Consider the following 12,883-nt stretch of genomic DNA (forward strand, 5'->3'; position numbering starts at 1 on the left):
CGATCCCCCGGATTCAACGTGTCGGTCGTTTTGTTTAGCCAGTCCCTGGTTGCTGGTTTCTTACTGAACCGTTTGGCATTTTTTCGTTTATTGTGGCGGCATAAAAAAAGGGCCGACCCGAACCAGGGCCGACCCTTTCGGAAACAGATGGAAACAGGCGTTATTCGGCAGCTTTTATTTCAGCGCTATTCCGAATGGCAATTTCCTTAACTGCATCATCTACATGTTCTTCGAACTTGGCAAAGTTCTTTTCAAAACGTGCGGTCAGGTTTGCTGCTGCTTTGTCATAGGCTGCCTTGTTGGACCAGCTTTCACGCGGGTTCAACACATTGGCCGGCACATCGCCACATTCGGTCGGGTAGGACAGGCCGAAATACGGGTCAGTTGCAAACGGAACATTCCCCAGTTCGCCGTTCAGGGCTGCGTTTAACAGCGCGCGGGTATAACCGATTTTCATACGCGCCCCTTCGCCAAAGCCACCACCGGACCAGCCGGTATTGACCAGCCAGCAATCGGCACCATGCTTTTCGATCAGCTCGCCCAGAAGTTTGGCATAAACCGAGGGATGACGCGGCATGAAGGGCGCACCAAAGCAGGCTGAAAATGCCGCAGTCGGTTCCTTGACACCTTTTTCGGTGCCGGCAACCTTGGCGGTGTAACCCGACAGGAAGTGATACATCGCCTGGGCCGAGCTAAGCTTTGCGATCGGCGGTAAAACGCCAAAGGCATCACAGGTCAGCATGACAATGTTTTTCGGGTGGCCGCCACGGCCATTTTCCGACGCATTGGGGATAAATTCGATCGGATAGCACGAACGGGTATTTTCGGTGTGGCGCTGGTCGTCAAGGTCAAGCTCGCGGGTTTGCTTGTTCATGACAACGTTTTCCAAAACCGTGCCAAAGGTTTCGGTGGTGGCGTAAATTTCCGGCTCGGCCTCGCGCGAAAGCTTGATCACCTTGGCATAGCAGCCGCCTTCAAAGTTAAAGACGCCATCTTCGCCCCAGCCATGTTCGTCATCCCCGATCAGGGTGCGCGATGCATCGGCCGACAGGGTAGTTTTACCCGTACCTGACAGGCCAAAGAAAATGGCGGTGTCGCCGTTCGGGCCAATATTGGCCGAACAATGCATTGGCAGAACGTTTTTGGCTGGCAGAATGTGATTAAGAACCGAGAAAATCGATTTCTTCATCTCGCCCGCATACCAGGTACCACCGATTAGCACCATTTTACGTTCAAAGCTGACCATCACGAAGATTTCGGAACGGGTGCCGTCCACTTCGGGGTCAGACTGAAGGCCAGGTGCATGCAGGATGGTAAAGCCGGGGTCGAAATCGCGCAGGTCTTCTTTGGGTGGCTGAATGAACATGTTGCGCACAAACAGGTTGTGCCAGGCATTTTCATTGATGATGCGCACCGGCAGGCGGAACTGCGGGTCGGAACCGGCGTAACAATCCTGTACGAACAGTTCGGTACCCTGAAAATATGCGCGCATTTTTTGATACATGCGCTCAAATACTTCCGGGGAAACCGGGCGGTTTACATCGCCCCAGTCAATATCGGCTTTGACAGAATCTTCTTCGACGATATAGCGGTCCTGTGGGGAACGGCCGGTATGTTCGCCGGTCAGGGCGACAAAGGCACCACCCTTGGCAATTTTGCCTTCCGAACGACGGATGGCGTGTTCATAAAGTCCGGCAGCGTCCAAATTCCAGTGAACGGCGCCAAGATTTTTGAGGCCATGTTTTTCAAGGCCTACACGGCTGACAACGGGTCCTGATTGCAGCACAGATCTCTCCTAGTGGGATCAAGAAGTCTGGGGTTTATGTCTTGATATGCAAGGGTCCCGTGGGGTGGGTCCCTGACATTGCGACATATTGTTACAATGACATGGCAAAAGCAACCGCTGCTTTGGGCAAATAACCCGCATTTTGCCCCCCGTTTTCCGAATGTGAAAATGCCATGTTCGTATATGCAAAAAAGGCCGGAAATCTGCCGTTTTATGTCGGTTTTTTGTGCTGTTTCTGACCCATTTCTACCAGAATCTTTTGCCCCTCGATCATGCTGCTTATTGTATGAGGAAAATCGATTCGCAAGACTGTATCGTTACAGGTCAAATTCATGCCGTCACAGTCGATTGTGATCACTTTCCAGCCGGTGGCGGAGTCGTCGCTGGCGGGGGCTTTTTGCATTGCAATTTTGTCAATCAGGCCTTGCTGGCTGGTATTAAGGTGCTGAACCAGGGCGTCGTGGTGTCGGGCAAGCTCCCGGGCGTTACCAAAAACCAGCTGGTCGCCCCGTAACCGCCGCTGTTTGCCAAAACCGCCCACCCAATATGCCGCCACGACATTGACCCGGTAAAATCCGAAATCATCGAAACCGGCATAAAGGGCGGCATCGGGCTGAGAGGCCAGATAATAACGTCGCAAAAAATCGTCGTCAGTACGTGTGGCGGTGCCAAATACGGTTAATCGTTGGGTATCGGTCAGGGGCGGGGATGGCGGGCAGGGTGCAGGCGGCGTTGGCGAAGATGCCGTGCCCGGGTTAACGGGCGATGCAGAGGCCACGGGGTCTGCGGGCCTGAATAACAGTGAAACCCTTGGATCGTTATGAATATGGCGGGTGTGATCAGCCAGTTCCGAAATCAGGATGATCGGGGACCCGTCGATATAAATTACCGGATGCACCATGGATGCGACGGGCCAGCCATTTTCAACCTGGCCATGCTCGCAAGCCAGGGTGGCAAGGGTTGCCCCGGGCGCATTACGCATCAGGCGGCGTAAACTGGTTGTGTCATTTCCAGGCTGGTCGGATGGCTGTTTCACGGCTTGCTTTCCCGGTTACGGTGGCAAAAGGTATGCGCAATTTTAAAGCGTTTATTTAAAATTTTAATCTATCGAATGGTTGTTAAACCGTTGATGCGTCCCGATCTCCATATAAGTAAATTTTTATACTGGGTTTAAGGGGAATATTCGCAGCTGAAATGTCGTAAAAAGTATAGGGATTGCAGATAAATTATACGCAAGGTTGGTTTTCGCTAGCTTAAAGATGTTTTGCATCCCTCTTTTCCCGGCATAGTATAGAACATAGGGGATACTACGGATTACAATGTATTTAGACAGGCACCGACAATGCACACGCGCCTGTTTGAGTTGAATGTTTGACAGACTGCCGATGGCAGTGTGTTGGTGGCTTGAAGGGGAACGGGATAAGTGACCAGCGAACACTACGATGTTATTCACATTTTAGATGAACCGGGTGAGGAAGGCGTCTTGCAGGAGGACATGGTTGTTTATCCTGCAAGTGTATCTGCGGCGCCCTGGAAAATTCTGGTTGTGGATGATGATGTTGATGTTCATGAGGCGACTGAATTTGCCCTGCGCAAGATTACAATTCTGGGCCGCAAACTGGAGCTGATACACGCCTATTCGGGCGAGGAAGGCAGCCGCGTTTTTAATGCAAACAGCGACATTGCCGTGTTGCTGCTTGATGTGGTGATGGAAGAAGAACATGCCGGTTTGCAACTGGTACGCCAGTTGCGTGAGCAGGGCCATCATAAACCGCGCATTATTTTGCGAACAGGGCACCCTGGTTATGCCCCTGAAAGCCGCATTATCCGCGATTACGACATCAATGATTACCGCACCAAGGACGAGCTAACCCGCACCCGCCTGATTACAACCCTGACGGCCTCTATTCGTGCCTATGATTACATCAACATGCTGGAAAAAACCCGTTCCGGGCTGGAACTGATTATTGAAAGCACGCGCGATCTTTATCATCGTCGCAGCTTTGATCTGTTTGCCCAAGGGGTGCTGGTCCAACTGGCAGCGCTGTTGCGTCTGGAACCGGAGGGGGCGATTTGTGCTATCGGTCCGTCCCCGGATGAAAACAATTCCATTCATGCCTTGCCGATTATTGCCGGTCTTGGGCGGTTTAGCGAGCAGATCGGCCTTGATATTGCCAGTTTGCCCGGGATTGATATTGATGCCCTGAGCCGTCTTCCGTTTAATCATCATGAACCGGTGCTGATTGGCAAAAGCATTGCCATGCGGTTTGCCGCTAACAGGGACCGGGAATTACTGGTGTATTTTGAACATGCCGGTGGCATTGAAAAAGATGCGATTTCCCTGTTGCGGCTGTTTTCAGGCAATCTGGCCCTGTGCTTTGAAAATCTGGCCCTGATCAAGCGGCTTGATGAACTGGCCTTTGTCGATCAGAAACTTGGCATTCCCAACCATAATGCCTATTTCCGCAAACTTTCCGATATCATCGATATTCATAACAAGGATTGCCATGTCGCCCTTGTCTCGATTGATGAAGCCCCGCAATTTGCCGTGGCTTTCGGGATGGAATTTATCGACCGGTTGATTCTGGCGGTTCATTCCCGGATGAAAGGCATGATTGGCAAGGACATTTTTGTTGCCCGTCTGGGGGAGTTCCGCCTTGCAGTTATCGATGAAAACTGTGTGATTGGCGAAGCGATTTTGTCGTCGGTGTTTGATCACGCATTTATGATCGAAGACAATAACATTACTTTGTCGGCCACCATTGGCGTGGTCCGCGAAGGGGTGAAAAACCGTGAATCGGTTGCTGTGGATCGGGCCGTTCGCACCACATTGTTGCGTGCGACGCAAAAAACACCGGGCCGGGCCATGCTTTATACCCCCGATCTTGAAGATAACATTGCCCGTTCTGTTCAGTTACGGGCCGGACTTCATGATGCTTTGCAAAATGGCGATATCGCATTTCATTTTCAGCCCCAGTTGGCGCTGGGCAATGGTGCCCTGATCGGGGCCGAGGTGCTGGCGCGATGGACTTTTAAGGGGGCTCCGGTTTCGCCGGCCTATTTTATTCCGGTGGCGGAAAAAAGCGGGCTGATTTCCGAGCTGACATTTCAGGCATTACGGGTGGCAGGGCTGTTTGTGGCCAAACGCAAGGCGCAGGCATTGCCCGAAATTCGCGTTTCCCTGAACCTGTCGGTATCCGATATCAATCAGAAAGAATTTATTCCGCAATTGTTGAAAAATGTGCGCGACGCGGATTTAACGCCCGCGACATTGCAGTTTGAAATCACCGAAAGTTTCGCAGTGCAAGGGGCCAGCGATGCGCTGGTGGCGATAAACAAGCTAAAAGATGCCGGTTTCCGGTTGTCGCTCGATGACTTTGGTACCGGTTTTTCATCGCTTAGCTATCTTGATCATTTGCCGATTGATGAAGTGAAAATTGACCGGTCTTTTGTCAGCCCGCTTCAGGTTGTGACAGCACGGCAAAGTATTGCCGCATCGACCCAGACAATTGCCGATAATCTGGGGCTGGAGGTTTTGGCTGAAGGTGTGGAAACGGTTGAACAGCACCAGATATTGCGGTTCATCGGTGTAAAGTTTGTGCAGGGGTTTCTGTATGGGCGCCCCATGCCGGAGGCCGATTTTATGACCTGGGAACAAAATTGGGATATGGCAAAGGTTGTTAATCAATGACAACCGCCCGTCGGGGAATGATCAGACGCGCCCAGGAAGGTGTTCTGTCAAGGGCGGTCAGCTTTCATTCGTTGCTTCTGTCACTGCATTTCTGGTGGCTGTTCAGCCTTATTTTCACATTATGTTCCGTGATAATGGTCGCGGGCGTTTTCTTTTGGACACAGGCAGAGCAAAATTCCCTGCGCGAGGATAGGGAACTGGTACTTGAGCGTGTTACCAACCGCCGCGAAAACGGGCTTTTCAATGCGTTTATCAGTTTCGAACAACAATTGCTGATTGCTGCAGAAACAGATGACATTCGAAAGTTCCGGACAGAGGAAAACAGTGCTGCGTTCCATTTGTCGGTTATTGTCAATCAGCTGCCAAATATTTTTCAGGCGCGCATCCTTTCGAAGGATGGCATGGAAGTTATTCGGGTTGATCGCATTGGTAATCGTGCTGCCAATATCCCGGCAAACAAATTACAAAATAAATCTGACCGTTATTATTTTAAGCGTGCCCGCAAACTTATGGCAAACGAGATTTATATCTCGCCTCTGGACCTGAATGTTGAAAATGGCACGATTGAACTGCCCTGGCGACCGACTGTTCGGCTGGTCACACAGATTTCTGATAAAAACGGTGATACAGAAGGTTACCTGATTTTCAATATTGATGCTGCGGATATGCTGACCGAGTTTGGGCATTTTGCGCCGCGTAATATTGACACCGCTCTTCTTGACAACGACGGATACTGGCTTGCAGGAAAAGAAACCAGCGAACTTTGGGGGTTTATGACAGGCAGCGGCAGGTCATTGGCAACCGATGATCCTGCTTTGTGGGAACTGCTACAAAAAGAGAAAAGTGAAGGCGTTTTTGAGTATGACGGCCAGCTTCTTACCGTTCGGCGTCTACCGCTGGCGGGTATTGTTGCGGGCGGTGGATTAACCAGTCGCAGGGTTGAAGATAAAAACCTGATTATTTTGGGCAGTACCAGGGTGGAAAGCCGTTTGTTCTCCCCCGAAACACGCGATTTTATTTTTATCGGAATCTGGTTTTTGCTTAGCGGGGCCTTGTCATGGATATTGGCCTATCACGTTATAAAACGCGAGCAATCCCGCGAAATTCAGCAACGCGTAGACGTGCAATTGCAGGAAGTACAACGTATGGCATCATTGGGACGCATTGTGGCGGGGGTGGCGCATGAATTGCGTACGCCAATTGGCAATGCCCTGACCACGGTTTCTGCCCTGTCCGAAGATGTCGATGACCTGACGGCAGCGTTTAAATCGTCGGAAATAAAACGCAGTACACTGGATCAGCATCTGGCCGACCTTAAAGACGGATGCAAGATTGTTCAGTCCAATATTGAACGTGCCATCGCCCTGATTGGCCATTTTAAACGGACGGCCACCGACCAAAGCACGCAAAAACGGCGGCAGTTTGATTTGAGAAATGTGCTAAATTAGTTGCTTGAAACAGTACGCCCGGAATTTCGCAAAGCCAGCATTGTGGTGCGCAAGGATTGCCCGGCTGGTTTGCAAATGGAAAGTTATCCCAGTGCGATTGATCAGATTATTTTAAACCTGCTGCAAAATGCCAAAATTCATGCTTTTGCCGGGCGTAAATCAGGAACGATATCGGTTCGGGCTTTTAAACTGTCAGAAAAAACGATTTGCATTGAAGTGGCCGACGATGGCGTTGGCATTCCCGAAGAATTCCGCGAGCGCATTTTTGAACCATTCTGGTCAACCAGATGGAACAGTGGGGGCAGTGGTTTGGGGTTAAGCGTGGTGGCAAATGTGGTTAATCGCGTGTTGATGGGCGAAATCACGGTTAACAGCGTGCTGGATGAAGGAACAACATTTCGAATTGTTGTGCCGATAACCGCAAGCCAGGCCAGCATTGCCACCGATGTGCAATATAATGCGGATTAAAGGTCAGGCCTTTTAAAGGAAATATACTTTAGCCATTGGCGTTACCGTCGCCCGGCGGGGTGCCTTGTTCCGATGTCAGGTGATCAGGCTTTTTTGCCGGATCCGGTTTTGGCCTGGCGGTCCCGTGCCGTTTTCAAGATGCGTTTTTTCAAGCCGTCGCTGGCGGTGCGCCATTGGCCGATTTCATCAATCGTGCGAAAACAACCGGTGCAAACCTTGCCATTTGTGTCTAGCTGGCAAATGCCAACACATGGGGATGATACCGACATTTTTGATGACGCCTGACTTTAGGATATGAACCGGAGAGCGTTGATTTTATCGTCGTCACGCAGACCGGTAGCACGGGTTTTATCGGGCATGTAAAACATGCTGTAAATGCCCGAATGCGTAAAAACCCCCTTTTACGCATGAGGAAACACGCAAAAGGGGGCTTAAAACTGTGATGTCAGTGCAGTTTTGTTTTACGACCCCGTATCAACACCAGGGTCGGGCCTGTTACAGGCGATCAAACCATTGGCTGACCTGCCGGTCGGCTTCTTCGCGTTCGATCCCATAGGCTTCCTGAATTTTTCCGACAAGTTTGTCGCGGCTACCATCGACGCGATCAATGTCGTCATCGGTCAGTTGGCCCCATTGCTGTTTGACGCTGCCGCGCAATTGCTTCCATTTGCCTTCAATTTGATCCCAATTCATTGTGGATCTCCTGTCCTGTCATTTAGGATTATGCGTTTTTAGGCGTCAGACCGCAGGGAATTTTGCGTCGGGCAAGAGCATCTTTTCCCACCGGGCTAACTGGTAATAGAACGGTTGGGCGGGGCAGATGTTCCGCATCTGGGCTGGCACGCTCCTTGTGCCAGTCAGGGGTGTTTTGGTGAAAATGCCAAATTATCGTTGTCCCTCACAGGGATAACGGGCTAGCAAAGGCGGGTTATTTTACCCGGTTTTCGCGTTTAAGCCGTTTGGCAGAAAGATGGGAAAAGGCCTTGATCGCCCCCTGCCAGGAAGGTCGAAATTGGCGGTTAGGTAGACATAACTGCGCCCCGGCTTGATCCGGTCGCCCCTTCGGGCTATAGCCGGACAACAAATTATATTTTGGAGTGTGTGAAAGCGCACAAGGCGTGCAGCACGGAGGAAAATGATGCGCGGTTATTTCGGGATCGGGATCGAGGGGGCCAGCAAACCCTTGAATGTCGGCACCCTGTTTCGGTCGGCCCATGCCTTTGGTGCCAGTTTTGCCTTCACCGTTGATGCGGATTTTGAAGACGAAACCAACAATGCCACCGATACCTCAAAGGCATCCGAACAGATGCCGTATTATCATTTCCCTGATCTTGACAATATGATGCTGCCCACCGGCTGTTCGCTGGTGGGGGTGGAACTGACCCCCGATGCGATCGAGTTGCCCAGTTTCAAACATCCGTCGCGTGCGGCCTATGTTTTTGGCCCCGAACGCGGTGATTTGTCGCCGGAAACCCAGGAACATTGCGACTTTATCCTGAAAATCCCGATGAAATTTTGCATCAATGTGGCGATTGCCGCCAATATCGTGATGTATGACCGGTTGATTACGCTGGGCCGTTTTGCCCCGCGGCCCATCCGCGCCGGCGGCCCGACCGAGGAAAAACCGGTGCCGTTTCATGGCCGCCAACTGTTTCGCACCTTGAAAGACAAAAAGAAAGCCAACCCCGAAACGTTCCGCCGTGCCCCGCCGCCTGATTACAGTGTGGTTGATGGTGCGCTTGTTGAAAATGATGACGACGATTGATTGATCGTTGTTTCGGCCTGCCTTTTGGGTGGGTGACATAAAAAAACAACGACCATGCGGGAGGCAACATGGTCGTTGTAAGGAACCACCGGGTATCAGGGGATGCCGGTGGTTGGGGTAAAAGGCACCGCGCAGGCGGAAATATGCGCGATGCTGTAATGACCGGGTCAGGCAGCTTTGCTGCTGCCTGCTGTGCTTGTTTCGGTGTCGCTTTCGCTTTGAATTTCACCTTTATCTTTGCCACTGGGGCTGCCTTGCGGGTTGCGCAGCAAATTGGCAATCATGTGCATCCCGGCATCGCCTTGAAGGGTTAACAGGCTTTCGGGGTGAAACTGCACCGCACTGATCGGCAATGACGCGTGGCGAATGCCCATAATCACCCCGTCACTGCTTTGGGCTGTCACAATCAGGTCCTTGGGCAGGCTGTCAGGGTTGGCAAACAGCGAATGATACCGCCCCACCACAATGTCTTCGGGCAGGCCGGTAAATAGCGGGTCATTGGCATCAAGCCGTACTTTCGACGGTTTGCCGTGCATGGGGGTTGCCAGTTGCCCCAGGTCACCGCCGAAAAATTCAACAATGCCCTGAAGGCCAAGGCAAACGCCAAAAACCGGCAGGCCATGTGCCAGCGCACGTTCGATATTGCCCTTTAAATTGTAATCATCGGGGCGGCCCGGACCGGGCGATAAAAACACCAGATCGGGTTTGTAATCGTCAAATACGGCATCGGGGAAGCCGGGCCGCATGGTCAGGGTTTCGGCACCGGTGGCGCGAATATAGCTGGCAAGGTTTTGCACAAAGCTGTCTTCATGGTCGATCAGCAGCACCCGCTTGCCAATGCCCGACCGGGTCGGGTCATCGACCACAATATCGCTATCGGGCCGGGTGATGGCATCAATCATTGCCGATGCCTTCAGCACGGTTTCAGCTTCCTCGGCGGCGGATTCTGAATCATATAGCAATGTTGCTCCGGCGCGGACTTCGGCAATGCCCTGTTTCAGGCGCACGGTGCGCAAAGTCAGGCCGGTATTAAGATCGCCATTGCACAAAACCGCGCCAATCGCCCCGCCATACCAGGCACGCGGGCTGCGTTCGACATTTTCAATATGGGTCATGGCGGCCCGTTTGGGCGCACCGGTTACGGTAACGGCCCAACAATGGGTTAAAAATGCATCAAGGGCATCAAACCCGGCGCGCAGGCGGCCTTCTACATGGTCCACAGTATGGATCAGGCGTGAATACATTTCGATTTGGCGACGGCCAATAATGCGGATCGAACCGGGGTTGCATACCCGTGCCTTATCATTACGATCCACATCGGTGCACATCGTAAGTTCGGATTCTTCCTTGGCCGAATTTAACAGGGTTCGAATGTTTTCGGCATCCTCGATGGCATCGCGTCCGCGGGCAATGGTGCCTGAAATGGGGCAGGTTTCCACCCGTTTGCCGCTGACGCGCACATACATTTCGGGCGAGGCACCAATCAGATGTTCACCGTGGCCCAGATTGATCAAAAAGCCATAAGGCGCCGGGTTGCGCCGTTTTAAGCGGCGGAAAATTTCGGACGGGGCAGTTGTGCACTCGGTGCGAAAAACCCGCGATGGCACGACTTCAAATAATTCGCCGCGGGCAAAACGCGGTTTTGCATCATCAACGATTTTGGCGTAATCCCCCTCGGGCATATCATTTTCAGCCAGCTGGTTACTGCCGCGTGACGGCGGGTGTGCGGCACCGATGCGTGCTATTCCATCCGTTGTGTCGCCATTCGGGGTGCTAAATTCATAATCGAACCGCATGGCGTGGTGCGCGGCGTGGTCAACGGTGATGATGCTGTCGGGCAAATACAGGTGGATGTCCTTATGATCTGCCGGGCGGTCCTGTTTTAAGGTAATCTGTTCAAATTGCAGGGCCAGATCATAGCCAAAACTGCCATATAGCCCCAGTCGTTCATCGCCTTTATGGGCAAACAGGTCGCGCAAGGCACGCACGACTGAAAACAGGCTGGGCTGCTGGCTGCGTTCTTCTTCGGCAAACCATTTGGCGGGCTGCCCTACCGTGCCATAAATGCCATCGTCGCCTGCGGTAACGCCTTCGATATGCGGATGGTTTTCCAAAACCGGAATGATAACGGGTAATAATACCCGGCCCCGGTCATTTAACGCATGAATGGCAAATCCGCGATCCCGCCCGGTAAATTCCAGTGGCGGCTGGGCAAACCCCATATCCCAGCGCGAATATCGCCCCGGAAATTCATAGGACGATGACAGCAAAACACCCTTTGCCGTATCCAGACTATCAATCAGCCCGGCGGTGGCATTTTCATAATCAATGTCGATCTGGCGGCGCAAAATGGCAACGCCACCATCGCTGACATATCGGTATTCACCGGTGGGGGTGTCGTCGTTTGTGGCACTGTTTGGCGAAGTCTGGAACGGGGTGGTCACGGGAAGTCTCCTGTTGTGGGGCACAGCCACAGACGGAGAATGTTTTTCAGCTAGATAAAGGGAGTGCCTGAAAACAAAAAACCGCCTGCAAAATCAGGCGGCCGGAATATGGTCAAGACATGGGGTTGGCCGCCCGCTTTAAGCGCGCCACCACCAACGATTTGCAATGCGGATCGGGGTCATGTCTTGTGTTTTCATGGGTAAAATATGCGCGGGCTATCGGGTGACGTCAAGCCTTTTGATCGGATCAGCGATTTTGGTGGCATTATCGGCCACGGACGCGGTCGGAAACCTCGATCCGCAGGGCCTTACGGCAGTGGGGGCAAAACAGGGTATCATCGACAATATGGCCACGATGAACCTCGCGCACATCATTGATAATCAGTTCGGCCTGTTCATCGGTCAGGCCCAGTTCTTCCTGATGCGATTGCAAACGGGTGCGCATGGCATCGGTTAAATGTGCCCCGCCTTGCAAATGTTGTGCGGCGGTCTGGCGATAGGTTTCTTCGCGGCGGCGCAATTCACTGCTAAAGGCCGAAGCCAGAATACCGGCAGGTACGGCAACCATGACAATGCCGCTAAGTGCGATGAAGGCCGCGAGAATTTTGCCGCCGACCGTAACAGGCACCACATCGCCATACCCTACCGTCGAGAGGGTAATGATAGACCAGTACAGGGTTTTGGGCAAATTGCCGAATGTTTCAGGCTGTATCTGGTGTTCGAGCAGATAAATCGCGCCTGAACTGAAAATCAGAAAGCACGCCAGTCCGGTGCTGGCCGCCCCCAACATGCCGGTTTGTTGGCGCAGAACCGTTGTCAGCAGATCCATCCCGTGGGAATAGCGGGTAAATTTCAACAAACGCAGCAACCGCATGATGCGGATGAAGCGCAAATCGATACTGGTCAGTAACAACAGAAAAACCGGTAAAATCGATACCAGATCCACAAGGGCCATCGGGCTTGCAATATAGCGCAACCGGCCGAACCGACCGGCAAACCGTTCGTCATCCGGCGCGCTCCAGATGCGCAGCAGATATTCCAGGGTAAAGGCCGAACTACAAACAATTTCAATGGCCCAGAACCAGTCGATATGGTTGCGGGCAAAGGGTTCGACGGTGTCCATCACCACTGATGCAACATTGATCACAATCAGCAGCGACAATGCCCCATGCACGGCCATCGTTACCGGTTCGCGGCGCTCCTTGGCGCGCAAAATATCCGAACAGCGTTGGCGCAGGGTTTGGCTCATGAAGAAAGGCTCCGTCTATGACTTTTATGTCG

10 protein-coding genes are annotated in these 12,883 nt (G+C 52.3%); 4 read left to right on the top strand and 6 right to left on the bottom strand.

Features of this window, described 5'->3' with window-relative positions; all coding sequences use genetic code 11:
- Positions 1-160: 160 nt before the first annotated feature.
- Both THS27_RS16465 and THS27_RS16470 read right to left on the bottom strand, forming a co-directional pair.
- Complete coding sequence (locus tag THS27_RS16465; RefSeq protein WP_085592803.1) at positions 161-1,786, bottom strand: phosphoenolpyruvate carboxykinase; 1,626 nt, start codon at positions 1,784-1,786, stop codon at positions 161-163.
- A gap of 211 nt (positions 1,787-1,997) precedes the next feature.
- On the bottom strand, positions 1,998-2,822 hold the full coding sequence (locus THS27_RS16470) for a HugZ family protein (protein WP_246832993.1): 825 nt from the start codon (positions 2,820-2,822) through the stop codon (positions 1,998-2,000).
- A gap of 387 nt (positions 2,823-3,209) precedes the next feature.
- Here THS27_RS16470 and THS27_RS16475 point away from each other — a divergent pair, with 387 nt between their 5' ends.
- From THS27_RS16475 to THS27_RS16485, 3 genes are read left to right on the top strand one after another with little or no spacing between them, the layout of a single operon-like run.
- On the top strand, positions 3,210-5,477 hold the full coding sequence (locus THS27_RS16475; protein ID WP_085592805.1) for a bifunctional diguanylate cyclase/phosphodiesterase: 2,268 nt from the start codon (positions 3,210-3,212) through the stop codon (positions 5,475-5,477).
- Positions 5,474-6,925 (top strand): histidine kinase dimerization/phospho-acceptor domain-containing protein, encoded by a 1,452-nt coding sequence (locus tag THS27_RS16480; RefSeq protein ID WP_085592807.1) that lies wholly within the window; start codon positions 5,474-5,476, stop codon positions 6,923-6,925. The genes THS27_RS16475 and THS27_RS16480 overlap by 4 nt, the downstream gene beginning before the upstream one ends.
- Positions 6,926-7,393, top strand: coding sequence for a sensor histidine kinase (locus tag THS27_RS16485; RefSeq protein WP_085592809.1), 468 nt, complete (start codon positions 6,926-6,928; stop codon positions 7,391-7,393).
- Between the two features lie 83 nt (positions 7,394-7,476).
- On the opposite strand, the gene THS27_RS16490 is transcribed toward THS27_RS16485, so the two are convergent.
- Positions 7,477-7,662, bottom strand: a complete 186-nt coding sequence (locus tag THS27_RS16490; RefSeq protein ID WP_085592811.1) for a DUF1289 domain-containing protein — start codon at positions 7,660-7,662, stop codon at positions 7,477-7,479.
- A 226-nt stretch (positions 7,663-7,888) separates the two neighbouring features.
- On the bottom strand, positions 7,889-8,086 hold the full coding sequence (locus THS27_RS16495; RefSeq protein WP_085584542.1) for a CsbD family protein: 198 nt from the start codon (positions 8,084-8,086) through the stop codon (positions 7,889-7,891).
- 445 nt (positions 8,087-8,531) lie between these two features.
- Between THS27_RS16495 and THS27_RS16500 the strand changes: the two genes are divergently transcribed.
- The gene (locus THS27_RS16500; protein ID WP_085592812.1) at positions 8,532-9,158 is read left to right on the top strand and encodes an RNA methyltransferase; all 627 of its coding nucleotides are present in this window, start codon (positions 8,532-8,534) and stop codon (positions 9,156-9,158) included.
- Positions 9,159-9,325: 167 nt separating this feature from the next.
- Here THS27_RS16500 and THS27_RS16505 read toward each other — a convergent pair whose 3' ends face one another.
- Together THS27_RS16505 and THS27_RS16510 are read right to left on the bottom strand one after the other, a co-directional pair.
- Positions 9,326-11,602, bottom strand: a complete 2,277-nt coding sequence (locus tag THS27_RS16505) for an anthranilate synthase component I (protein WP_085592814.1) — start codon at positions 11,600-11,602, stop codon at positions 9,326-9,328.
- A gap of 265 nt (positions 11,603-11,867) precedes the next feature.
- Positions 11,868-12,851, bottom strand: coding sequence for an ion transporter (locus tag THS27_RS16510; protein WP_085592816.1), 984 nt, complete (start codon positions 12,849-12,851; stop codon positions 11,868-11,870).
- Positions 12,852-12,883 lie beyond the last annotated feature (32 nt).

Source organism: Thalassospira sp. MCCC 1A01428 (assembly GCF_002115825.1).
In the GTDB taxonomy this organism is placed as follows: domain Bacteria; phylum Pseudomonadota; class Alphaproteobacteria; order Rhodospirillales; family Thalassospiraceae; genus Thalassospira.

Excerpts from the sequence above, each read along its gene's own strand:
- THS27_RS16480 (WP_085592807.1), top strand. The coding sequence starts at position 5,474 with ATGACAACCGCCCGTCGGGGAATGATCAGACGCGCCCAGGAAGGTGTT.
- THS27_RS16490 (WP_085592811.1), bottom strand. The coding sequence starts at position 7,662 with ATGTCGGTATCATCCCCATGTGTTGGCATTTGCCAGCTAGACACAAAT.
- THS27_RS16495 (WP_085584542.1), bottom strand. The coding sequence starts at position 8,086 with ATGAATTGGGATCAAATTGAAGGCAAATGGAAGCAATTGCGCGGCAGC.
- THS27_RS16500 (WP_085592812.1), top strand. The coding sequence starts at position 8,532 with ATGCGCGGTTATTTCGGGATCGGGATCGAGGGGGCCAGCAAACCCTTG.
- THS27_RS16510 (WP_085592816.1), bottom strand. The coding sequence starts at position 12,851 with ATGAGCCAAACCCTGCGCCAACGCTGTTCGGATATTTTGCGCGCCAAG.